The organism is Rossellomorea marisflavi, assembly GCF_009806575.1.
Taxonomy (GTDB): Bacteria; Bacillota; Bacilli; order Bacillales; family Bacillaceae_B; genus Rossellomorea; species Rossellomorea marisflavi_A.
The window spans coordinates 2,233,136-2,256,670 of record NZ_CP047095.1 but is presented as its reverse complement, the minus strand read 5'-3'; the positions used below and the strand labels follow the sequence as shown (position 1 = coordinate 2,256,670).

Annotated in this window: 26 protein-coding genes and 2 pseudogenes; 7 read left to right on the top strand and 21 right to left on the bottom strand. The window is 45.7% G+C overall.

The features are described 5' to 3' along the window. Window positions 1-71 precede the first annotated feature (71 nt). From plsY to D5E69_RS11695, 3 genes are all read left to right on the top strand, one after another. Window positions 72-656 carry a glycerol-3-phosphate 1-O-acyltransferase PlsY gene (plsY, locus tag D5E69_RS11705; RefSeq protein ID WP_048003656.1) on the top strand — a complete coding sequence of 195 codons (585 nt, stop codon included), beginning with the start codon at window positions 72-74 and terminating at the stop codon, window positions 654-656. 143 nt (window positions 657-799) lie between these two features. Next, window positions 800-1,951: a CapA family protein gene (locus D5E69_RS11700; protein ID WP_063191538.1), complete on the top strand. Its 1,152-nt coding sequence runs from the start codon at window positions 800-802 to the stop codon at window positions 1,949-1,951. A gap of 101 nt (window positions 1,952-2,052) precedes the next feature. Beyond that, complete coding sequence (locus D5E69_RS11695; protein ID WP_048003655.1) at window positions 2,053-2,346, top strand: HesB/YadR/YfhF family protein; 294 nt, start codon at window positions 2,053-2,055, stop codon at window positions 2,344-2,346. A gap of 36 nt (window positions 2,347-2,382) precedes the next feature. On the opposite strand, the gene D5E69_RS11690 is transcribed toward D5E69_RS11695, so the two are convergent. From D5E69_RS11690 to acnA, 7 genes are all read right to left on the bottom strand, one after another. After that, the gene (locus D5E69_RS11690) at window positions 2,383-2,688 is read right to left on the bottom strand and encodes a hypothetical protein (RefSeq protein ID WP_048003654.1); all 306 of its coding nucleotides are present in this window, start codon (window positions 2,686-2,688) and stop codon (window positions 2,383-2,385) included. A 5-nt stretch (window positions 2,689-2,693) separates the two neighbouring features. Further along, window positions 2,694-3,116, bottom strand: coding sequence for an acyl-CoA thioesterase (locus tag D5E69_RS11685; protein WP_048003653.1), 423 nt, complete (start codon window positions 3,114-3,116; stop codon window positions 2,694-2,696). Window positions 3,117-3,221: 105 nt separating this feature from the next. Next, window positions 3,222-3,431, bottom strand: a complete 210-nt coding sequence (gene tlp / locus D5E69_RS11680; RefSeq protein WP_048003652.1) for a small acid-soluble spore protein Tlp — start codon at window positions 3,429-3,431, stop codon at window positions 3,222-3,224. Window positions 3,432-3,451: 20 nt separating this feature from the next. Then, window positions 3,452-3,595, bottom strand: coding sequence for an acid-soluble spore protein N (locus tag D5E69_RS11675; protein ID WP_048003651.1), 144 nt, complete (start codon window positions 3,593-3,595; stop codon window positions 3,452-3,454). A 92-nt stretch (window positions 3,596-3,687) separates the two neighbouring features. Next, on the bottom strand, window positions 3,688-3,834 hold the full coding sequence (locus D5E69_RS11670) for an FbpB family small basic protein (protein ID WP_082139172.1): 147 nt from the start codon (window positions 3,832-3,834) through the stop codon (window positions 3,688-3,690). Window positions 3,835-3,913: 79 nt separating this feature from the next. Further along, window positions 3,914-4,486 carry a peroxiredoxin family protein gene (locus D5E69_RS11665; protein WP_082139171.1) on the bottom strand — a complete coding sequence of 191 codons (573 nt, stop codon included), beginning with the start codon at window positions 4,484-4,486 and terminating at the stop codon, window positions 3,914-3,916. A 107-nt stretch (window positions 4,487-4,593) separates the two neighbouring features. Next, window positions 4,594-7,305, bottom strand: coding sequence for an aconitate hydratase AcnA (acnA, locus tag D5E69_RS11660; protein ID WP_063191537.1), 2,712 nt, complete (start codon window positions 7,303-7,305; stop codon window positions 4,594-4,596). A gap of 289 nt (window positions 7,306-7,594) precedes the next feature. Here acnA and sspO point away from each other — a divergent pair. The 3 genes and pseudogenes from sspO (at window position 7,595) to D5E69_RS11645 (ending at window position 8,485) form a co-directional block, all read left to right on the top strand. Then, window positions 7,595-7,907: pseudogene (sspO, locus tag D5E69_RS24055) on the top strand (small acid-soluble spore protein SspO). Then, window positions 7,846-7,983, top strand: coding sequence for a small acid-soluble spore protein P (locus D5E69_RS11650; RefSeq protein WP_063191536.1), 138 nt, complete (start codon window positions 7,846-7,848; stop codon window positions 7,981-7,983). Before sspO ends, D5E69_RS11650 begins: the two are co-directional and overlap by 62 nt. A 103-nt stretch (window positions 7,984-8,086) precedes the next feature. After that, a complete protein-coding gene (locus tag D5E69_RS11645) occupies window positions 8,087-8,485 on the top strand; it encodes a hypothetical protein (protein ID WP_048003649.1) in 399 nt (132 codons plus the stop codon). Window positions 8,486-8,492: 7 nt separating this feature from the next. Here the strand turns inward: D5E69_RS11645 and D5E69_RS11640 are convergent, their stop codons facing one another. The 6 genes and pseudogenes from D5E69_RS11640 to D5E69_RS11615 all read right to left on the bottom strand — a co-directional run bounded on the left by D5E69_RS11640 (window position 8,493) and on the right by D5E69_RS11615 (window position 15,365). Next, window positions 8,493-10,658 (bottom strand): DEAD/DEAH box helicase, encoded by a 2,166-nt coding sequence (locus D5E69_RS11640; RefSeq protein WP_159129688.1) that lies wholly within the window; start codon window positions 10,656-10,658, stop codon window positions 8,493-8,495. A gap of 77 nt (window positions 10,659-10,735) precedes the next feature. Continuing rightward, window positions 10,736-11,365, bottom strand: coding sequence for a lytic transglycosylase domain-containing protein (locus tag D5E69_RS11635; RefSeq protein ID WP_048003647.1), 630 nt, complete (start codon window positions 11,363-11,365; stop codon window positions 10,736-10,738). A 144-nt stretch (window positions 11,366-11,509) separates the two neighbouring features. Then, a pseudogene (locus D5E69_RS23640) lies at window positions 11,510-11,590 on the bottom strand (YjcZ family sporulation protein); the annotation flags it as partial. A gap of 246 nt (window positions 11,591-11,836) precedes the next feature. Then, the gene (locus D5E69_RS11625) at window positions 11,837-13,420 is read right to left on the bottom strand and encodes a glycine betaine uptake BCCT transporter (protein ID WP_082139170.1); all 1,584 of its coding nucleotides are present in this window, start codon (window positions 13,418-13,420) and stop codon (window positions 11,837-11,839) included. A 312-nt stretch (window positions 13,421-13,732) separates the two neighbouring features. Further along, window positions 13,733-14,311 carry a 3D domain-containing protein gene (locus D5E69_RS11620; RefSeq protein WP_249931482.1) on the bottom strand — a complete coding sequence of 193 codons (579 nt, stop codon included), beginning with the start codon at window positions 14,309-14,311 and terminating at the stop codon, window positions 13,733-13,735. A 226-nt stretch (window positions 14,312-14,537) separates the two neighbouring features. Next, window positions 14,538-15,365 (bottom strand): 3D domain-containing protein, encoded by an 828-nt coding sequence (locus tag D5E69_RS11615; RefSeq protein WP_048012774.1) that lies wholly within the window; start codon window positions 15,363-15,365, stop codon window positions 14,538-14,540. Window positions 15,366-15,613: 248 nt separating this feature from the next. On the opposite strand from D5E69_RS11615, the gene D5E69_RS23385 reads away from it, so the two are divergent. Further along, window positions 15,614-15,763, top strand: a complete 150-nt coding sequence (locus tag D5E69_RS23385; protein ID WP_187427054.1) for a DUF8096 family protein — start codon at window positions 15,614-15,616, stop codon at window positions 15,761-15,763. A gap of 42 nt (window positions 15,764-15,805) precedes the next feature. On the opposite strand, the gene map is transcribed toward D5E69_RS23385, so the two are convergent. The 8 genes from map to D5E69_RS11575 form a co-directional block, all read right to left on the bottom strand. Next, window positions 15,806-16,552 (bottom strand): type I methionyl aminopeptidase, encoded by a 747-nt coding sequence (gene map / locus D5E69_RS11610; RefSeq protein ID WP_048003644.1) that lies wholly within the window; start codon window positions 16,550-16,552, stop codon window positions 15,806-15,808. Between the two features lie 76 nt (window positions 16,553-16,628). Then, complete coding sequence (locus tag D5E69_RS11605) at window positions 16,629-17,315, bottom strand: LrgB family protein (protein WP_159129686.1); 687 nt, start codon at window positions 17,313-17,315, stop codon at window positions 16,629-16,631. Then, complete coding sequence (locus D5E69_RS11600; RefSeq protein WP_048003642.1) at window positions 17,299-17,676, bottom strand: CidA/LrgA family protein; 378 nt, start codon at window positions 17,674-17,676, stop codon at window positions 17,299-17,301. Before D5E69_RS11600 ends, D5E69_RS11605 begins: the two co-directional genes overlap by 17 nt. Before the next feature lie 96 nt (window positions 17,677-17,772). Then, window positions 17,773-18,432, bottom strand: coding sequence for a type 1 glutamine amidotransferase domain-containing protein (locus D5E69_RS11595; RefSeq protein WP_311283413.1), 660 nt, complete (start codon window positions 18,430-18,432; stop codon window positions 17,773-17,775). Window positions 18,433-18,546: 114 nt separating this feature from the next. Beyond that, a complete protein-coding gene (locus tag D5E69_RS11590; RefSeq protein ID WP_159129685.1) occupies window positions 18,547-20,712 on the bottom strand; it encodes a DNA topoisomerase III in 2,166 nt (721 codons plus the stop codon). Window positions 20,713-20,811: 99 nt separating this feature from the next. After that, a complete protein-coding gene (locus tag D5E69_RS11585; RefSeq protein WP_048012771.1) occupies window positions 20,812-21,906 on the bottom strand; it encodes a M24 family metallopeptidase in 1,095 nt (364 codons plus the stop codon). A 125-nt stretch (window positions 21,907-22,031) separates the two neighbouring features. Then, window positions 22,032-22,469 (bottom strand): DUF4064 domain-containing protein, encoded by a 438-nt coding sequence (locus D5E69_RS11580; protein ID WP_053071917.1) that lies wholly within the window; start codon window positions 22,467-22,469, stop codon window positions 22,032-22,034. A 125-nt stretch (window positions 22,470-22,594) separates the two neighbouring features. After that, window positions 22,595-23,434 carry an SDR family oxidoreductase gene (locus D5E69_RS11575; RefSeq protein ID WP_063191529.1) on the bottom strand — a complete coding sequence of 280 codons (840 nt, stop codon included), beginning with the start codon at window positions 23,432-23,434 and terminating at the stop codon, window positions 22,595-22,597. Between the last annotated feature and the right edge of the window lie 101 nt (window positions 23,435-23,535).

Genomic DNA, 23,535 nt, shown 5'->3' with positions numbered 1-23,535 from the left:
ATTTTTCCCCTATGAATAGGTAAAACATGTTACTATAAGAGTGGATTAGTTATATTAAAGGAGAAATGAACATGATCTTAGCCCTTATACTCGTATTATCCTATCTTTTGGGCTCCATTCCCTCAGGACTATGGATTGGAAAATCCTTTTACGGAATAGATATACGCGAACATGGAAGTGGAAATCTTGGCGGGACCAATACCTTCAGGGTGCTGGGTAAAAAAGCGGGGATGACCGTTACCGCAATGGATATTCTTAAAGGAACGGCCGCAACGCTCATTCCGTTACTCTTCGCCAGTACTCAGGACTACCAGCTTCTTGCTGGAGTCGTAGCTGTCGTGGGACATATGTTCCCGGTTTTTGCAGGTTTCAGAGGAGGAAAAGCGGTTGCCACATCTGCAGGCGTCCTGCTTGGATATGCCCCGCTGGTGTTTGTCATCCTCTTGGCTGTATTTTTCATCAGCCTTTACTTTAGCAAATACGTATCGCTTTCCTCCATGTTGGCAGGAGTGTTCGCCTTCATCTATACGCTGATCGTGTGGGACATTCCCCTCATCATCGTCGTAGGCATACTTACAGCCTTTGTCATCTACCGGCATCGAAGCAATATCGTCCGTATTAAAAATAAAACCGAACCGAAAGTCACATGGATTTGATGTACAAACGAAAGCCCATTTCAGGGCTTTTTTCTTTTGTTTGCCTCCTCCTCCATGTCGAACCCTGTATAAATTTAAAAAATTTCGCCTATTCCCTTCTTTTTTGTGTAAAATAGGGTGAAGTCAACTAGTCAAAAAGGATGATGAATGTGAATAAAAAAATGATCGGGCTCGCGATTGCTTTTCTATTGCTGATTGCAGTCGGAGGTCTTTTGAGCATGCAGTACAATGATGCCGGTACACAATCAGGTGGACTCGCTTCTGATCAGCATGCAGTCAGGGAGTTGCAAGTTAAAGATAAGTCCATTGAAACCAGTGCCACCATCGCAGGAATTGGGGATATCCTTCTGCATGACCGGGTGTATGAAGACGCGAAAAAAGACGGTTCGTACGACTTTGCGCCCATGTTTGCAGGTGTAAAAGACATACTCAAGTCACCTGATTTCCTGATTGCCAATCAGGAATCGACACCAGGCGGTACAAAGATCGGATTGTCCACTTACCCGTCCTTTAACAGTCCATACGAAATCATCGACACACTCCAGGACGTAGGAGTGGATGTTGTAACAACGGCAAACAATCACTCCATTGACCGCGGGGAAAAAGGTCTTCTAAGTGCCATCGATTATTATGAAAAAGTGTCCATGCCCTATGTCGGTACATTTAAGAATCAGAAAGATCAGGATACGATCCGTACATTCAATGTCAATGGGATCAAATTTGCTCTCTTATCGTATACATACGGAACAAATGGCATCCCGGTGCCTGCAGGTAAAGAGTATCTCGTGAATCTCATAGACGAAGACAACATGATCAACGAAATTAAAAGAGCCAGGAAACTTGACGTGGATATGGTCGTGATGAGCCTTCACTGGGGAAATGAATATGAGCGGTTCCCGAATGAAGAACAGAAACGATTAGGGAAAGTCATGACGGAAAATGGAGTCGATGTCATTTTTGGACACCATCCTCATGTGCTGCAACCCATTGAGAAAGTGAAGACAGAAGATGGCCGTGAAGCCATCATCGTTTATTCATTGGGGAATTTCCTTTCAGGACAAAAAGATGACTACAAGGATATCGGGGGCATGGCCACTGTGACGGTGAATAAATCGATCCAGGATGGCCGTGTGACTCTCTCTTATCCTTCAGTCGATTTCGAACCGACATATGTGTCCGAGCAGGGGTATTCCAACTATCGTCTTCACCCCCTTTCTGAGGCCCATAAAAAAGGACTGATTTCAAACTCGGCAAAGGAAATCACTACACATATGACCGATGGGATGGCTCAATAAAAAGGTTCATAAGAGCGCATAACTAGTGGTTTCGCTTCATTCAGGCTATAATGGGAAGGAACCTTTAGGTTGAATACATATCAAGAAGGGAGTCTCGATCGATGAAGATACATCTATCAGATGAAGCACTTGCCTGGTTTAAAGACGAAATGCTCGTAGATGAAGGAGAGTATGTCCGTTTTTATGTACGCTATGGAGGATCGAGCCCGTTGCATGACAGCTTCTCACTAGGTGTCAGCAAGGAAGAGCCGATCGAAGCGGCAGAAACGTTGGAAAAGGCCGATCGGACCTTCTTCGTTGAAGAACGGGATCTGTGGTTTTTTGACGGACATGACCTATTCGTGGAATTTGATTCCTCCAGAGAAGAGCCTGCTTACGAATATAAAAAAGCATAAGAAAAAAAGGCTGGCCATTATGGTCAGCCTTTTCTCTTATGAGATATGGAAGCGGTCAATGTGATCCTCCAGTCCCTCTGCCATGAGTATCTGCAGCTGCTTCTCTCCAAGAAGGTCAAAGTGAGGGTATCCTTTATGGCGATGATCAATCCACTCAGGCTTCAAACCATATCCCCTCCCCCATTGAATAAGTGCATCCAGGTCGGAACATCCCGCTTTCGTGACGGTTTTTGCATCCGGGAATCGGGAATCCAGCCAGTAGTGTGTCAGGAACGCGATTTTCCCTTGTGCCACCTGCTTCTTCCATCGGTTTAGCTCCGCACGGTTGATACCAAAGGCCATATCATTCAGTCCTTTTTCTTCGCCTTCTCATACGCTTCATGCCATTCCGGGAATGTCTTCCGTATGGAAACGGGGCGGAAGGAATCTTTTTTGACACACACGTGTCTCGATTCACCGCTCAGGGCGAGTTTGCCTTCACCGTTATAGATTTCGTAGCCGTATGTAACGCGTATGCCATCGTATTCTTCGATCCACGTCTTGATCAATGCTCTTTCCCCGTAACGGACAGGTGTCTTGTACGCGACATTCAAGTCGATAACAGGAGACAGGATTCCCTGCTGCTCCATTTCTACATATTGAAAGCCCAAGTCTTCAATTATTTTCGTTCTGCCAAGTTCCATCCACACCAAATAGTTGGCGTGATAGACGACACCCATTTGATCCGTTTCAGCATATCGTACTTCAATGGATTTTTCTGATATTTGCATAGTAGCACCTCTTTTTTCAGTTCACCCCATTTTAACATAACATGGGAAAGGAATGAATTGTGGTGCTTAACAAGAAAGCCACCCGTTGTCACCGGGTGGCTGTGGTCATGTGTGGGATTCATCCTTGATTTCTTGACGGAAGGCTTCAATGCTTTCTTTCCGTCTCTCATTCTTTTGTCGAATGGATTCCAGCTGTTCCTCGCTGTCTGTGAAAGCCATGGATTCTTCAGCTTTATCGATATTCTCCAGCGTGTTCTGGACCATCCCTTGAAGCTTTTGTGCATTGTCTCGTCGATCGTCTGGACGATGATTCATACTAAGTCCCCCTCTGAGTATTATTCACCTTTTGTTTGAATCACTTGTGCATGTTTCCCTGATGTATCCTGCATCTGTTTTCCTTTATTCCCTCCGGCAGCCCTCTGCTGGGTACCAATATGGTTCGGAACAAACTGTTTGCTGTCGCGCTTCGGATTACTCATGAATATCCCCTCCTTACTCATTAGTCTGTCCATTCCCACAAATCGGATCATGCGAAATTATTGCCAGAAAAAATCATAAAAAAAGCCGAAGTTCATTCGGCTCTGTCTAAGGGACGCTTGATTTCATAGCGTGCATCGATCCGTTCTTCGATGGCATTCATCGCTTCCGGATCAAGCATCAATTGCTTTTTATTTTCATTCACTAAATCGGTGAAGCTGCGTTTCCTTGGTCTTCTCATGGTACACCGCCTTATCATAATGGAAGTTGTATAAACAGTATAGCCAATTATCAGACTGTTTAAACAACATAAGATAAGTTCAGTTCACCGCTCTCTCCAATTCATCCAGAGACGTGAAGGCCCCGATCTTCTTATGAATGATCACACCTTTTTCATCAATAATGAATGTCGTTGGTACGGTTAAAATATCGTAGGCAGAATTGATTTTATCGTCTTCATCGAGTAAAACGGGAAATGTCATCCCCATGTTTTTCTCATATTGCTTTACGTTGTATTGTGGGTCAATGTTGATTGCCATGATAACCACATCCTTGTTCTTCTTGTCATGGAATTCCTGAAAGATCGGTATTTCATCCTTGCAAGGTGGACACCATGTGGCCCAGAAATTCAGGATCACTTTTTTACCCCGTAATTCTGATAAAGTGACCGTCTTGCCTGCTGTCGTTTTTAGTGAAAAGTCCAGCGCTTGGTCCCCAACATTCGGTCCAGGATAATGCTCAACGGGAACCTCCCCCGGATCTCCTTCTTCTATATCGACCAATTGGTCGAACCCCTGTTGTTCTGCCAAGAGGGCGGTTGGTCGAGATTGATTTTCAACATATAGGCTGTATACCAATAGGGCAATGAGTAATAAACCGAAAAATGATTTCATCTTTAATCCCCTCCATGGACATCCTCTTCTTACGTTATGCAGGCATGTCCACATATATGAGGAAAAGAGCATACAAAAAGCCCCCGTACGAGACGGGGGCTTTCATATTATGATTGTAGTTTGCCGCGAAGGACCATTTGCAGGATACCGCCGTGACGGTAGTAATCCACTTCCACATCAGAGTCAAATCGAGCAAGTACGTCAAATTCTACCTTCGTACCATCTTCTTTGACTGCTGTTACCGTTAAGATATCACGAGGTTTGACATCATCCGTAATGTTCACGGAGATGGCTTCCTTACCGGTCAATCCAAGGGTTTCAGCACTTTCTCCCTGCTTGAATTGAAGAGGAAGCACACCCATCATGACAAGGTTTGAACGGTGGATACGCTCGTAGCTTTCAGCGATGACCGTCTTGATGCCAAGAAGGTTCGTACCTTTTGCTGCCCAGTCACGTGAAGAACCCATACCGTAATCTTTACCGGCAAGGATCGCAAGACCTGTGCCATCTTCCTGATACTTCATGCATGCATCATAGATCGGCATGATCTCTTCTTCAGGCCAGTAGGTAGTGAAACCACCTTCTGTGCCAGGAGCGATCTGGTTACGGATACGGATGTTGGCAAATGTTCCACGCATCATGACTTCGTGGTTTCCACGACGTGAACCGTATGAGTTGAAATCACGTGGTTCTACCCCATTGGCACGAAGGTATTTTCCTGCAGGTGTATCTTTGCCGATGGCCCCTGCCGGTGAAATATGGTCGGTTGTGACAGAATCACCGAACTTACCTACGACGCGGAGGCCGTCAAGTCCCTGGATCGCTTCAGGAGTCGGAGCAAGACCTGTAAAGAATGATGGATTCTGGATGTACGTAGAATTCTCATCAAAGCTGTAAAGAGGCTCGTTGCTAGTCTTGATCTCATTCCAGCGCTCATTCTCAGTGAATACGTGCTCATATTCCCTGCGGAAAAGCTCAGGAGTAACGGTCGATTTCACGACGTCTTTGACTTCATCCTGTGATGGCCAGATATCGTTAAAGAACACATCGTTACCGTCTTTATCTTTACCAAGTGAATCTTTCTCAAGATCGATATCCACTGTTCCTGCTAGCGCATAAGCCACAACGAGTGGTGGAGAAGCAAGGTAGTTTGCTTTTACAAGCGGATGGATCCGCCCTTCGAAGTTACGGTTTCCGGACAAGACGGATGTCAACAGCAGATCGGCATCCGATACAGCCTTCTCGATTTCCGGACGAAGTGGACCGGAGTTACCGATACAGGTCGTACAGCCATATCCGACAAGGTTGAACCCGATTTCTTCAAGATAAGAAAGCAGGCCGGAATCCCGTAGATATCCTGTTACGACTTTTGATCCCGGTGCAAGGGAAGTCTTGACGTAATCAGGAACATTCATGCCGAGTTCAACGGCTTTCTTTGCCACAAGTCCTGCTCCCAGCATAACGTAAGGGTTGGATGTGTTCGTACATGATGTAATGGCTGCGATTCCGATGGCACCTGTAGGCATTTCAACATCCTTGCCGTCAGCTGTGGAATATTTGGCCGTCTTGTTGAATTCAGCTTGGTCCAAACCGAATCCTTGAACGCCTTCTTTAGCCGTTACGGAGTGATGGAATGCTTCTTTCATATCAGAAAGAGGGATCAAATCTTGAGGACGCTTAGGTCCTGAAAGATTTGCACTTACAGTAGACAAGTCGAGTTCAACAACATCGGTGTAAGTAGGCTCTTCTTTTTCAGGTGTGAAGAACATATCATTCTGCTTCAGGTATTCCTCCACCATGGAGATATGGGTTTCATCACGGCCGGTTAAGCGCATGTAATCAAGGGATTCTGAATCAACCGGGAAGAATCCGCATGTCGCACCGTACTCGGGAGCCATATTGGCGATGGTAGCGCGGTCTGCAAGCGGCAGTGTCGCAACTCCTGGTCCGAAGAACTCAACGAATTTGCCGACGACCCCTTTTTGACGGAGCACCTGAGTGACTTTAAGGGCAAGGTCTGTAGCGGTTGCGCCGTTTGGTAGTTCACCTGTAAATTTGACACCGATGACTTCAGGGATCGGGAAGTATGAAGGCTGACCAAGCATCCCTGCTTCTGCCTCGATTCCTCCTACACCCCAACCAAGAACACCGATTCCGTTGATCATGGTGGTATGGGAGTCTGTTCCTACAAGTGTATCCGGATACGTTTCAAAGTCGCCTTCTGTTGTTTCGACGGCATGGACAACACTTGCAAGGTACTCAAGGTTGACCTGATGGACGATTCCCGTTGCCGGTGGAACAGCACGATAGTTTTCAAATGCTTTTTGCGCCCAGCTCAAGAACTGGTAACGCTCCGTATTACGTTCGAATTCTAGGTCCATGTTCGCTTTCAGTGCTGTAGCTGTACCATACTGATCCACTTGGACAGAGTGGTCGATGACGAGGTCAACCGGGATTTCCGGATTGATCTTCTGTGGATCCCCACCGATGTCAGCCATGGCTTTACGAAGGGATGCAAGATCCACAACAGCCGGTACGCCCGTGAAATCTTGAAGGATGACACGTGATGGTTTGAATGGAACTTCCGCATCCTTTACTTCGGAAGATCCCCAGTTCGCTAAGTTTTCAATATGCTCTTGATTGATGACACGTCCGTCGTATTGACGCAGGACGGATTCGAGTAGTACCTTGACGCTGTAAGGTAAGCGGTTGATTTTTGTCACGCCAGCTTCTTCAAGAGCTTTTAGACGGTAGTAATGATAACGTTTTCCGTCAAGCTCAAATGAAGTGCGTGCATTGAATACATCATTCTTTGCCATTATTAGTTCCCCCTCTGACTGCTTGCGTACATTGACGCAGAAAAGCTGTAAAAATGGTCAAACTTTTCTCACACTAATTATCATATTACAAGCGATTACATAAGTAAATAACAATAAAGTTATTGTTTTTGATAAGTTTTGCTTATCAAAAACCTTCATTAGCGATAGTTACTGCAGAGAACATTGTCATATCAAGGGTCTGCACGTTGTCGCAACTTGTCAGCATCTTTGAAATATTATGCTGAAAAAGTGAATATGGTGGCTCTTCCCTCCTATAGAAGATCCCATCATGAGGCATTCTAATGATATGGAAGGTGTTTTCATGGGAAATAGAAAAACCAACCATTTGGTTAGCGGCATGAATACAGCAGATTCACAAGGCAAGGGCACAGGTTATTGAAGAACTGTCCAATAAGCCGCTGACAGAAAAGCAGAAACAGTACAACAAAAAAAGAAAAACAATCATAAAAAGGGATTTCCCACCAATACACTACCCTTTTAACCGACAGATAAACATTCGGACCAAGGAGGCACATAAAGATGGAAAAACACACGCCGAAAGACATCAGGAAAAATGCTCCCGAACAATCCGGACAGCCTAAACCATTGAGTGGGTCCCATAAGGTAAAAAACCGGAACCACTCCCGTCAAAAACATAACCAGCATCACGATATGTAACAAGCAGGCCGGTCGTCCTTGACCGGCTTGTCTTTAATTCCTCACCTTTTCTTTTAGCCGCGAATATACTGTGCTGAAAGAGATCAGTGGGGGTCGTAGTCACATGGGAAAGGAAAAAGAGGATTTTCGCCTCGAAAGCTGGGAAGAGGATATGAAAGGATGGTTCCTCGATCCTGCCAATGCCCAGCTTGATGAAAAGGAATTCCGCCTGGAGTTCTTTGAATCGACGGCATCCTTTATCCTGGAAGTCGATACTGAACACATACATCCGGAAGCCGTGATCATTAAGAAAGAGGATCACCTTCTGCATATTATCCTCAATCTGAAGGATAGGGAGTGCAAGAGGTCGGTGACGTTCCCTTTCTCTTTGGATCACCATACCCTTTCATACACACTTGGGCACCATTCCATCGAAATCATCATCTTCAAGAAACAATCCGGATCTTGCACGCAGGATCGCTACTTCATTGATTGTAAAAACGATCAGGACTCCATGTCCTGATCGTTTTTCATTCTTTGATCAATTCCATATATCGGGAACATATGGTTTTGGAGAACAGTCGCAGATGGAAGGGAAACGACCCTTGCTCAAACGGGTTGATCCATAGTACCTTTTGATCGATGATCAGGGACGTCCCGCCCGCATGATCCTCGAACGTGACCTCCACTGTCCGGCTTGCTGCCTGGAGGAGGGCCATGATGTCAGGCGGGATGTCTTGTCGATTGCTTGTCAAGACGCGGATCGAATTTTTTGAAGATGCAAGGTCCTTTAGAAATTTCTTTTGATCTCCCCAAGGAAACCATTTGATTCGTTTTGTAGCAACGGGCTCTACTTCTTGAAACGTGATGTTCCTTCCTGTGGATTCCAGATGGTCGATCAGCTGTCGGAGGGGCATGGACTTGCCTCCCTTTCTCTTCATGAAGCGGTGGTCTCCCATCAGGATGAATTTGCCCCTTGCTCTGGTTACGGCTACATTCACCAGTCGATCACTCGATTTACCCGTCAGCAATCTGCCAGGACGTTCGTGATTCGGTCCATCCACCACATCAAAAATCATCATATCGTTCTCTGATCCTTGAAACCCGTGAACGGTGGAGGCATACAGTTGAAGTGCCGGCCCTTCCCAGTCCCTCGATATCCCTTCATCAAGAAGGGTTTTGATCCACTGAGCCTGCACCCTGTAAGGTGTAACGATCCCTAGGGAGGTCACACCATCCTGAAGGGCTTCAACGGCAAGGGAAATTGAGAGGATACCTGATATCGGATTCCACCTCGACCCTTTATGGGTCAAGCCCCATTGAGACACCTGGGGAACATCGAACAAGATCCCCCCATCTCCCTTGAACGGACGTTTCATGACGATCGATGCCCTGGCCTCTGCTACGGAAGGATGGTCATAAACCCTGGAATGATAAATATATCGGTTGGTAAAAGAGGAGATACTCGGGTGCATACGGCGCTGTTCGGGCAGGAGAAGGAGCTGTGGGTGGTGACCGCCTGCTTCGATCACCTTTGCTACACCTGAACGATGGAAGATATCTTCATTCAGCCACTTCTTTACAAGGGGATGAAACGATGAGGAAATCGGTGGGAGTTGCTTGAAGTCTCCACAGATGATGACTCTCTTGCCCAGTGTGGCCGCGAATGCGAGCTGAGGGATATAAGCCATGCTGGCTTCATCCACGATGACAAGGTCATACTCATTGTCATAAATCAAAGAGTCGATGGCGGCCTTGGATAGGGTGGTCCCGACAACGCTTGCTTCCTCTAGTGCCGTTCCCTCCCTCCTCTTCAGCTTTTCCTTGATTTTTTGATAATGCATCTCGAGCCGGCTCAAGCGTTCTGAGTCATAATTCGAGAATTTCTTTGTCAGTTTCTTCTTCAGCTTCATCCGATATTTTTCTACCTTCCCCCGTTCCTCTGACAGCTTGGGGTCCTGGAGTTCGAGGAGCTGTGTCAAGCTGACGTCACGGGCTTCTGCAGAGAGTGATTTTCGATTTTGCCCGTAACGAACGACTTCACCCGGGGTCCAGCGATCATTTTCTGTTAAAAAATGATGCATTTCTTCTATTAATACATCAACGGCTGCATTGCTGTGTGACAGGATGAGAATCCTTTGGCCTTCTGTATAATGGTAAGCAGCCACCCGGGCAAGCGTATAGGTCTTTCCCGTACCGGGTGGTCCCCACATATAGGTCAGATCATTGTATTTGCTTCTTACATACGCTTCATGCAGAAGATGCTTACCTGGCGGGTGATGCGTCACTCCGGAGGGCTGTATGGTCCTGATTGCACGGGAGGATTTACCATGCCTTTCTTTGATGTCTTCCAGGCGCTGCCACAGTTTCTCCAGCAGCTCCCAGGGTTCATAAATTAGACGGGCATAACCGAGTATGTCCCCCAAGTACTGATCCAATTCAATGATACATTCGGTTTCTTCCGATGAAATAACGATCCCTTGGAGGTTCTTATTCTGATAATCAATCTGAATGGACCCGCCTTCTGGGAATGAACGGGGATAAGGAAGGGTGAACCAATATACATAGCTCCCTTCCTCCTTTTTGATACATCGACCATTCTCAACCCTTATTCCACTGTTTTGCTTCTTCTTCATCTGAATGATCTCCATATCAAGGGCATCCTGCCATTCACTTATGATTTCTGTCTGCTTCATTGAGGTCCCCTTTCTTGACGGGATGTTCCGTATTCTAACAATCAATACCCAGGACGAAAAAAAGCCCAAAGGGCCTTTTACATCGGAGTTTTATCGTCTTCTTCTTCCTTTTCAAGGAATAGATCTGCGTAATACATCACGTCTTTCACATATTCGTCACTTTGATTGTAGGTTAATACTGCTTTTTCTATTTCGCCGTCGGCAGCACCATTATTAGCTAGAAAGTTGGCAGCACTGAATATAGCATCTTCAATATCAAACGGATCTGCTTTCCCGTCTCCATTTGCATCGACCCCATAGCCGCCGTATTTTGCAATCACATCAGGATTTACTTTATCTTCTTCAGGAATATCCCCTTCCCCCAGTCCCGAGCAGCTCGGATGGGACCATCCTACCCATGTACATGGCATGAACTGCATATGACCTTCGGCACCTACCGGAGATATCAATGTCTTCATGGTCGAAAATCTCGTCTCGACTTTATGATGAGCGGCAAGAAGATACCATGGGACTCCGTACTCTTTTTCGGCCGCTTTATAGATGGGCATGTACTCTTCAGGCACATCCGTTTGAACGATCGAAGACAGCTTGTACGGATATTCATAGTAGAGAACGGTATAAAGTCCAAGAATGAGCAATGGGATCGCCAGGATCACAAGGATAGAAATTCTTCTCTTCTTTTTAGATTTTCTCTTTTGTTTAGCCATATCACTGATCCTTTATGTAATGATTGTCGGTTCTCCTCCATGTATCTTAATACAGAAGAGTGCACATGACAATCAAAAAAGAAAACCCGGGACCACCGTCATCTTTTTGTAATGGTGATCCCAGGCACCTTTTAGGTTATCTCATTAGCAAACAAATGCTGCTCCAACGATAATTAATAGGATGAATAATACTACGATTAACGCAAAGCCTCCAGCGTATCCGCCGCCGCCACCGCAGCCATATCCATAACCAGGGTATCCGTATCCGTACATCATCAGTCACCTCCAAGTATCTTACTACGATATCAATGTATGTAGAGGACAACTTGTAGGTTAATATCATCTTCAGTTTTTTTCTTCCGTCATTTATTCAGCCTTGTCATTCAAGGGTTCTGCCTGCCGCAAGATAAGAAAATTGAGGCAAATGACCAGAAAAAAGGACATCCCTTGACGGAATGTCCTTTCTGTAAATTACGATTCAGTTTTAGGCTCATCGGCATGTTCATGTTTCTTACGCCTTTTTTCTTTGTGCGGTTTAGGTTCCTTCGGTTTTCTAGGCTTAGGCTTAATATACAAACCAAGTTCTTTCTTTTCCCTGTTCAAGGATTTATACAGGGATGCCATCATCAGGGCGATGATCACGGAGAAAGGAAGAGCGGCTATGATCAGTGCATTTTGAAGTGCATCAAGCCCACCGCTGTACAAAAGGATAAGCGCGACGATGGATTGAGCAACACCCCATGTAAGCTTCACATAGTTCGGCGGGTTGTTGGATCCATAAGTGGTCTGCATACCTAGAACGAATGTCGCAGAGTCGGCAGAGGTGATGAAGAATGTACCAATCAAAGCAATCGCGATGATAGCAAGGATCGTTGTCCCCGGCATTCCGTTAAAGACGGCAAACAGGACCTCTTCCGTATTCAGTTTGGAGATATCGTTACTGACAGCTTGTTGAACATCGATGGCTGAAGTTCCGAATACGGCAAACCAGAAGAAGCTGACAAGGGATGGTAGCAGCAGAACTCCGATAAGGAATTCCCGGATCGTCCTTCCTTTTGATACCCTTGCGATGAAGATTCCGACAAATGGTGACCAGGAGATCCACCATGCCCAGTAGAAAATCGTCCATCCATTGATCCATTCCCTGTGCTCCGGATTAAGCGGGGCTATCCTGAAGCTCATGGAGACGATGTTTTGCATATAGGAACCAAGCGTATCAGTAAACAGATTCAAGATAAGTAATGTAGGCCCCATTACGAAAACAAGGATCAGCAATGCGACGGCAAGCACCATATTGGTGTTCGACAAATATTTGATTCCTTTACTCAAACCGGACCAGGCTGAAATCATGAACAGGACGGTAACGACAATTACAATGATCGTTTGGACCGTAAAATTATTCGGAATTCCGAATAGGTACGATAATCCTCCGTTAATCTGTGCTGCTCCAAAGCCAAGTGTTGTAGCTACACCCACAACCGTTGCAAATACTGCAAGGACGTCGATGATGGTACCAATCGGTCCCTTTACCTTATCACCGAGTATCGGGCGGAGGGTTGAAGAAATCAACGCAGGTTCATCTTTCCTGAAGTTGAAGTACGCTAGTGCCAGTGCAACGATGGCGTAGATCCCCCAGGCATGTATCCCCCAGTGGAAGAAGGTATAGCGAAGGGATTCTTTGATCGCTTGATCTGTTCCTCCTTCAGCGAGTGGAGGCGTCATATAATGGGAAAGAGGCTCAGCAGCCCCCCAGAAGACGAGTCCGATCCCCATCCCTGCGCTGAACAGCATGGCAAACCATGTTCCCCTGGAGTACTCCGGTCTGTCATCAGGTTTACCAAGCCGGATGGTACCGATCGGGCTGACGATGAGGAAAATGCAGAAAATGACGATGACGCTGACTAATATCAGGTAGTACCAGCCGAAACTCGATGTTATGAATGATTGCACGTTGGCTGTTGCCGTTTTAAATGTGTCTGGAGCAATGGCTCCGAAGCCCACGGCAACCACTACGATTGCCAGGGTAATCCAAAATACGTTTGAAATTCTTTTCATAAAATTCTCCCTTTCGATTAAATTGGTATGTACAAAAAACTCCCATGTAACACTATCAGAGGATGTTGACAATTTCAAATGAAGACACTTTATCAACAATCAATCAGATTATTGTTTGTGAATTTTGACACAAGGAGTGATACTTCTTACCCATTCCCGTTTTTCGACATCTATAAACCACGATTAAGCGAATGTTGTCGAGCTTTGCGCTATTAGTATGAGTGTTTTTGTATGAAACCATTCCTATTGAAGATGCCATGGGTCATTTTAATCAAAATAAAGGAGAATGCCATTTAGGCATCCTCCCCCGGATCATTCAATTATCTTCACTTTGATATCTTCTTTCACTCCGTATGCCAGCGCATCTTTTTCATGCTGCATATAGATATCGATCCGGTTTCCCTTTATAGCGCCTCCGGTGTCTTCAGCTTTAGCATAACCATATCCTTCGATATAAACCTTTGATCCCAATGGAATGACGGATGGGTCAACGGCGATGACTCTTTCATTCGGGTTTGCGAGTAAGTCAACCCCCGTTTTGGTAATACCGATGCACCCTTCACAATGTGCAGTGTAAGCAGTCGCTTTAACTGTTACAGTCTTCGCTATGTTTTCTTCTTGGGTCTCAGCTTTTGGCTTTGATGCAGTTTTTTTTTCCTTTTTAATCACAGGTTCGCTCCGGACGCCTTCTTTAAGGAGTGATTTACGCTCTTTGACTTCATCAACAGAATCCTCATGGCGTTCAGCGAGATCTGTGAAATAGTTATCCTGATCTATATGTTGGATATCAGCTAGGGCTAATTCCTTGGAATTTTCTTTGGCCGATACTTCTGCAAATCCAATGGAGAAAATGGAAGCGAGGGTAAATGTGGAAATAATCGCTTTTAACATAGATGTGTGATTCCTCCTTAGTTGTGGTCCTAATGAACCAACCAGAGGAAATAGTAACATAGTCATGCCTCATCTCCATGACAAACTGTTTATAACTCTATGACAGTTAGATGACAGAGATGTAATAATGGTAATTGTTATAAAACAGAGTATAAATGAGGAAAACGGGGTACCATAAAAAGAAAGAACCACCCATGATTTGGATGGTTCTCTGGTTCGATTCCTATTAGTCTAGTACTTTTACAGTTACTGTTTTACGTCCGAAGTCTCTTGCTTGGTCTTCAGAAGGGATGAATACGTCAATTTTATTTCCTTTGATGGCACCGCCTGTATCAGCTGCAGTCGCATAGCCGTATCCTTCAACGTATACTTTAGATCCCAGTGGGATCACGCTTGGATCAACAGCGATTACTTTTTGATCAGGGTTTTCCTTCAGGTTAACACCTGTGGCCGTAACACCTGAACATCCGGCACAATCAGCCGTGTAAGCAGTGGCTTCGACTGAAAGTTCTTTTGCCACGCTCTCTTCTTGAGCTGGTTCAGTTGAGGCTTCCTTGGCAGGTTCTTCTGCTTTAGGTTCTTCTGCTTTAGGCTCTTCAGCCTTTGGTGCTTCAGCTTCTGGAGCTACCTCTGCTTTTTCTTGGGCAGGTGCTGCCTCATCAGAAGTATTTACAGGGGCTGAAGGTGATTTATCTTCAAAGTTTATAACGAGCTCTTGGCCCGGAACGATTAGATCGTTGTCCAGTGCATTCCAGTTTTTAAGGTTTTCTACTGAAAGACCATAGTATGAGGAGATACCCCAGAGTGTGTCTCCTGATTTCACTGTGTAGTATTCTTTGGAAGAAACCGTCAGCTTTTGATCAGGGTAAATATAGTCGCTGGAAATGTTATTCCATTTTTTGAGTTGATCAACAGATGTACCATACTCCTTCGCTATTCCCCATAACGTATCTCCCTTTTTGACATCGATATCTTGTGCTGATGCGCTGGCACCACCGGCAACCGCGAGTGTGGTGAAAGCTGCTACAGAAATGATCGATTTCTTTAGTTTCATGAAAAATTCCTCCTTATGTAGCTAGCGAGTTTGTATTAGCTAACAGTGACCATACTAACATAGTAAAATCTCATTTCAATAACAGGAACTTTATAATAATAAGTCAAGAATATTTCAGTAATGTAATAGAGAGCGTTTTCTAAGTACATATTGGATTTTATGGAAAAATATAGAATTAAGAGTTAGGCTTAACAATCTTAGCCGCTTATATTAGAATAAAAACGAATGGAAGTAAGGAGGAACCGGTCATGTCTGAAGAGAAAATCGTTTTATATAGAGACGAACCTGATGAACACAGCGGTCGCTGCGAATGTGGCAATAACGTCTTTAAATCAAGGGTCGAAGACGGGAAGTTCTACCGAAAATGCCAGGAATGCGGCAAAACCAAAATCGTATAAATAGGAAAAGAGCGATCCCGCTTCTAACGGGATCGCTCGTTTTTATAATTGGGTCAGGATGATGGGTTCACCTTTGGTAATGACGATCGTATGCTCGATCTGTGCCACTTTACTTCCATCTGGAGTGATATAGGTCCAGCCATCCCCTTTTTCGATGACGTTTTGTGCTTCGGTAGAAACGAAAGGTTCAAAAGCAAGGACCATCCCCTCCTTCAGAAGGGCGTTATCCCATGGATCGAAATAATTCAGAACATGATCCGGCTTCTCATGAAGGGATTTCCCCACTCCGTGACCAGTCAGGTTCATGATGACGGTGAATCCATTCTTTCTTGCCTCATTGTGTACGGCCTTCCCGATTCCATTGAGCTTTGACCCTGCTTTGGCTTTACGCAGTCCAGCTTCAAATGATTTGATGGCCGTCTCACAAAGCTCTGTTAACACGGCTTCTCCTTGACCAACCACAAATGAGATTCCCGTATCGGCATAAAAACCGTTTTTTGAACCTGATACATCCACATTCACCAGGTCTCCTTCATTGATGACCCGGCTGCCTGGGATGCCATGCGCTACTTCTTCATTCACTGAAATGCATGTGTACCCCGGAAAATCATATTCTCCTTTAGGTCCGGAAAGGGCACCCGCTTCTTCAAACATGCGTCCTGCAATCTCATCGAGTTCCTTGGTCGTGACTCCCGGTTTTGTTTGTTTTCTCAATTCGTCCCGGATCTCCGCGACAATCCTGCCGATTTCTTTTAGTGCTTCCAGTTCTTCATCATTACGTACTATCATACAATCTTCCTTTACTATTTATATATTCTCCATCCCTTATCATACCTAAAGGATGACGTTTTTAAAAGCGATAGGATCAGGAAAAAAGGAAAAACAATAGAGGCAGGAAAATGGATAGCACCATGGACGCCAACGCCATGGCAGCTCCGCTCACGGCTCCCTCGACTTCCCCCTCTTTAAGTGCCCTTGCCGTGCCAACACCATGGGAGATGACTCCGAAAGTCAGACCGGTGACAATGGCATCTTCGATTCGCAGGATTTTCAACAGGGGAATGATGGCCATTGCTCCGAACATTCCTGTCATAATGACAACGGATGGGATGACCTCGATTTTTGCCCCGATGATGTCACCCACCCCGAGTGCGACGGGGGTAGTAATCGTTTTGATCATGACGGCAAGATTCCAATCTTCGGGTAAACGAAGGAACCTTCCCATATAATACGAAACGGTCATTTGTGCCGAACTGCCGATTACCAGACCGAGTACGATCGGCAGTGCGTATGCCTTCAGGTATCTCCTCTGGTGGTAGAGGGGATAAGCAAGTGCCACCGTTGCCGGTCCTAGAAGGTAGGTGACGCTTTTGGTCCATTGTGCGTACTGTGCGTACGGAAGCCCGACGACCAGCAGGATTCCGATGATGACCAGTGTGGACGTGAAGATAGGAAGCAGGAGCGGGTTCGTCCATCTTTTATACAGGAGATTGGCTAAAAGAAAAATCACCGCACTGCCTGAAATCGCCACGATCTCACCGGTCATGCTCATGGGAAGCACTTCCTTTCCGTGTGGCATACACAGCAGGGATTGAAGTAGCGACAAATCCTATGAAGCTTGAGATGATGAGTACCATAAGAAGCTTCCACCCATACAGATCCATGAATGGAATCAGGACGATGGCACTTACAGACAGAGGAAGGAAAAGAAACGAAAGATATTTCAAAAGAATCGATGCCCCTTGTGCAAGCAATTGATCATGAACGAGTCCTGTTGATAGGAGTATGAATAGGATTCCCATTCCTAAAATCCCACCGGGTATGGGGAGATGGAGAGTGGCAGAAAGCCATTTTCCGGTCTCAAACAGTAAGATCAGTCCAAAAATTTGAAAAGCGACCCGCATGTAGTACATGATTCATCCCTCCTGGATTAGTAAGAAAATTTTAACATATCCAGGTAGTCAATAGGGCAAAAAAAAGCCAAGGGGCTTCACCCTTGGCTTTTCACATCAAGATAACGCTTTGATGAACGCTTCTGCTGTCGATTGACTGGACTGAGGATTTTGTCCGGTCACAAATTTACCGTCCGTGATCACATAGTCACTCCACGGTTCCGATTTTTCAAACTTGGCACCCTGCTCACGAAGGCGTGATTCAAGAAGGAATGGCATAAGGGAATCGAGCCCTGTCTGCTGCTCTTCTTCGTTTGTAAAGCCGGTCATGTTCTTCCCTTCGACGAGCCATTTGCCATTGGAAAGCTTCGTTCCGACAAACCCTGCCGGTCCATGGCATACAGCTCCGATTGCCTTATTGTTATCAGCGAAATGCGCCAGCGCAGATTTTAATTCAGGACTGTCAGGAAGATCGAACATCGTACCGTGTCCTCCCGGAAGGAAAATCCCTACATATTCCTCCATGTTGAGCTGAGATAAAACGAGGGTTTGATCAAGCTCTTTCGTGACACCTTTCCATTTTTCGACGAGATCTCCGTCTTCAAGGCTGTTTGGGTCGAGTGGGATCCTGCCGCCTTTAAGGCTGGCCACGTCTACACCATATCCCTGATTCTTGAATTCTTCATATGGTTCAGCAAACTCTGAAAGCCAGAGTCCCGTTTCATGTTCGTCATCAATTTTGCTTGCATTGGTCAATACCATTAGAATCTTCTTCACATTAAAACCTCCAAGTTGTTGATCTGTCTCTTATGTTTTATCCATTTTCATTCGGATTAAACATGTTTTTGATCAAACCATCATGTTACCGGGAGGGAATGGATGGAAGTCACGTCACTCTACGTCAAATAGGAACTGTATATTCCTTGCTTGGGGATCCCATCCCAGATAGGCAGAGAATTCCTTTTCTCCTTTTTTGAAACCGTCAATCCTGTCCGTACGCCCATCTTTGAGGAGCTTCTTCACTTGGGCTTGGGGAATCGTTTTCGAGAGGATCTTCTTTGAAATGCTGAAGCTGCATTTGGTTTTACTATATTCACTGCATCCGTAGAACTTTCCTTTGGTAATGACTTTTCCTCCGCATTTAGGACAGGTGCCGACCGGTGTTTTTGCCCTGCTTTTTCCCTTGCCCTTCCCTCTTCCCCTCTGGATGGATGACGTATCAAGGTCGTTGAAATCCCAACGGTCGGATTCTTCGGTGGCCTGTTTGACAAGACTGGCACTGAGCTTTTTTACCTGCTCCATGAATTCAGGTGCCGAGGCTTGTCCCCTGCCGATTTCCTGCAGTCTTTGCTCCCATTTGGCGGTCATTTCAGCGGAGGCAAGGACGTGTGGACCGACCGCTCGGATCAGCACTCTGGCTTTATCGGTCGGATAGACAATATTCTTTTGGATGAAGATATACTGTCTGTCTTTCAGCATCGTGATGATCCCCGCCCTTGTAGCTTCCGTTCCAAGGCCTTCCGTTGCCTTCAAGACTTTTTCAAGTTCATCATTTTCAATATGTTTTCCAGCCGTCTTCATCAGGGTGATCAACTGTCCTTCCGTATACCGTTTCGGAGGCTGTGTCTTTCCTTCCTTAACAGAGGACTTCGTCACCCTTCCCTCTTGATTTTCTGAAAGAGGAGGCAGGATCACGTCATGGTCTTTTTCAGTCGGGACGATGACCTCCCTCCAACCTTCTTGAATGATCTGTTTTCCTTTTGATGAAAATTCTGCCCTTTCCTCTACGATAGTGGACACAGAAGTGTAATCGATGATCGCCTTCTCGTGATGAGCGGCAATCAGCCTACGGATCACCACATCGTAGATTTTCCGTTCTTCCTCAGAGAGTTTGGCAGGATCCTTTACCTGTTCCGTCGGAATGATGGCATAGTGATCGGATACCTTCTGATCATTGACGAAACGCTTATTGTTCATAAGGTTGGGTGGGGATTCACCGATCCATTGGGAGTATGGGTTGAACTTCCTCAGCTTAGCGAGGATTTCCGGGAATGCTTCCGCCTCTCCTTTCGTCACATGCTGGGAATCCGACCGTGGATAGGAGACGATTCCTTTTTGATATAGCTTCTGAAGGATATCCAGTGTTTTTTTAGGGGAGAACTTGTACATTTTATTGATGGTAGCCTGCAGTGAGGATAGGTTGAAAAGCATCGGTGGTGCAAATTCTTTTCTCTCTGTCCTCACCTCTTTTACACGGGCATTGCCCTTTTGACAGAACGCAGCAATTTTTTCAGCCATTTCCTTCGTCTGGATGCGAGTGTTCCCATCCTTGACCCAGGTTCCTTCGTATACGTTCCCTTCCATATTGAAGGTGGCCTTCACTTCCCAGAAGGGCTCACTTTTGAATCGTTCGATCTCTTCTTCCCTTTTTACGATCAGGGCAAGCGTCGGTGTCTGGACCCTGCCTGCAGAAAAAACGTCCGACATTCCTTGTCCCTGCAGAAGAAGGCTGTATGCCCTCGAAGCATTCATGCCGACAAGCCAATCAGCGCATGCCCGTGAATATGCTTCATGATAGAGACTTCGGGTTTCACTTTCATCCTTCAAATTCTGAAAGCCTTGAACGATGGCTTTTTCCGTCAGGGAAGAAATCCACAATCTTTTCATCGGTTTCCTGGCTTTTGCCATGGTGGTGATATTTCGGACGATCAGTTCTCCTTCCCTTCCTGCATCTCCCGCATGGATGATCTCAGACACCTCTTCCTTTTGAAGGAGACTTTTGATGATGTTGTACTGCTTTGCTTTGCTGCGCTGCACTTCATATTGGAAGCGATCGGGTACGATGGGGAGGGTCTCGAGGGTCCATTTCTTCCAAGAAGATTCATACTTCTCAGGGGATTTTAATTGAAGAAGATGCCCTACCGCCCATGTCACATAGGCTCCGTTCGGAAAAATAGGGTTGGGCTGGATTTCGATATAACCCTGCCTTTTCGTATGGGGGAATGGTTTTGCCAACGTGGCACCTTGGTCGGGTTTTTCGGCAATTACAAGTTTCATTGGCCTATCCTTTCTTATGTGAATATTTCCTTCTATTATATCATGCATCCTTCGGTTGGCATGAAAAAACCAGCAGGATGTTCCCTGCTGGTAAATAGGTCAATCGATGATCTGAAGTTCCTTCGGATAGGATGTGAGCGTTTCACAGCCATCCTTCGTAATCAGGACATCATCTTCGATTCGCACACCGCCGATTTCAGGAATATAGATTCCCGGTTCGATTGTGTAGGTCATTCCTTCCCGGAGAACTCCATCGTTGGTGTGGCTCATGGAAGGGAACTCATGGACATTGATGCCAAGGCCATGGCCGATGCGGTGAGGGAAGTTTTCTCCATATCCTGCATCTGTGATGATGGCACGGGCGATCGAATCAAGATCCCCTACGCGGTTGCCTGGCTTGCTGGCTTCCAGTGCGGCAAGTTCCGCTTTCAAAACCGTTTCGTATATTTCCCGTTGTTTATCCGAGATCGATTTGAACGCCACGGTTCTCGTAATATCTGACGTATAGCCATCGAGGACCACTCCCAGATCAAACAGAACGAGATCTCCCGCCTTTAGTGTACGGTCTCCCGGATTACCATGCGGATCACCGCCTTTTTCACCGAAGAGGACCATCGTGGCGAAAGACATTTCACGGACACCCTGTTTTTTTAATTCATACTCGATTGTGGCAAGGACCTCCATTTCTGAAATCCCTTCTTTAAGAGCAGCGACTCCGACTTCCACACCATAATCGGCCATCTTCGCTGCTCTCCTCATGATTTCGATCTCTTCAGTGGACTTGCAAACGCGCATGTCATTCAACCGGTCTTCAGCATTGATGATCTCCGGAGACTCGAATAGATTGAGGAATGCTTCACTTCGTGCATAGGTGACCACTTCTTTTTCAAAGCTCACCTTTTTAGCTTGGATGTTCCGCTTTTCCATAGCTTTTCCAACGAAGTCCCAAGGATCTTCATGATCGGAGTATCCAATCACCTCATATGGCCATCCGGCTTCTTTTACCTGGCGTACTTCCATCCCCGGTGCAACGAAGAATGGTTCCGCTTCAGGAAATACAAAGACCCCGACGAGACGTTCATGTGGGTCAGTCAGAAAGTTACTTAAGTAAAATACATTTTCACTTGAATTGATGAATGCTGCATCGATCTGTTCACGTTGCAGCCATTCTTTGAATTGTTCCAATCGGCTCATGATTCTTCCTCCAGTGCTGTTAAAGGTCTTTCCTTCTCTATGCTACCATATTTGTCGGTTTGATTGAATGGTTTGAGATTGGATGAAAAAAGAGCACCCCTTCAAGGGATGCTCTTTTGTTGCCATTATAGTACGGTGTCCACAGGTTTTGGTTTGCGGACAAGCGCCATGATCCCTGAAATCAGATAGAGGATTCCAGGAACGAATCCGGCACCGAACGTTCCGATACCGATAATCAAGGCCGAAACGATGAATAGTACTCCTGATAGAACAGGCTTTCGATTCTTCGTGATGAAGATGACCGCAAGCAAACCAATAATGGAAGCGACAATCCCTAGAATAATGAGATAAGTACTGGATGCTTCAATCATTGTTAGCATATCTTCTACACTCATCCCACCAGTGTCCGCCTGAAATTGAGGATCGTTTTCTGCTTCCTCCATTCCTCTTACAAAGTCGGGATTACTTAAAAGGACATTGGCCATGATTCCCATGATGGTAAAACCGAATGAGAAAATAATGCCGAAAATCCCCATTGTTACTTCCCCTGTACGCTTAATCATTTGATACTCTCCTTCTCGATTATGTAGTAGTCTGTTCCATTCTCCACTATAAAGAAGTGGATATTGCACGTTTTTCATTTTATCATGAAATTTTCACCATTTCTATAAGGAATATGGAAGGGATATCACCTTAGTGTATGAAGAATGATCCTCTCAATGGTCTTCCATGGTAAAAGCGATTTTACTAAAATCGTCACTCCCGTACCTTTACCGATTGCATACTTGAATCTTCGTTTACGTCCATTGGCAATGGCTGCGACCAGAGATGAAACATTCCGGGGGTCCCCATACTGTGCTCCTGATTCAACCAAATGGGCATTCAGCTTTTTCATTTGTGCATGATAAGGGGATTCTGATTGCAGGGATCGTTCTGTAATTTTCTTTCCTGTGGACCAGATGTTTGTTTGATACGAGCCGGCTTCAATCAGATGGACATCAATCCCAAACGGCTTCACTTCGAGCCTCAGACTCTCAGATAGTCCAGCGAGGGCATGTTTTGATGATACATAGGGGCTCAGACCAGGGAAACCGATCCGACCGCTGATACTGCCGATATTGATGATTTTTCCACTGCCTTGCCTCCTCATATAAGGCAGGATAAGCTGACTCACCCCGATCACTCCGAATACATTCGTTTCGAATTGTTGACGGAACTCATCCATGCGTACTTCTTCGAGGAATCCTCCCTGTGCAAATCCTGCATTGTTCACAAGCACATCTATTCTATCCAGAGAAGTCAGGAACTCCTTGAACGATTCCAGAGACAAGGCAGAGGTCACGTCCAGTTCCTGGATGAAAATCCGGTCTTCAACCTGTAAAGAAGACGCACTCCTAAGCAAATCCTCTTTCTTAGCGGTATCCCTCATGGTGGCAACCACTCTGAATCCATTTTTAGCGAGCTCTACGGCCGTGAGAAGGCCGAAACCGCTATTACTTCCTGTCACGATGGCCACTTTCTGATTCATATCATCCCTCCCATAATGCAAGTATATCAAAAAAAGAACGGCTCCCATCACGGGAGCCGTTCTTTTCTATGAGGGTCAATTTCATTCTTCATGGTAAAGAC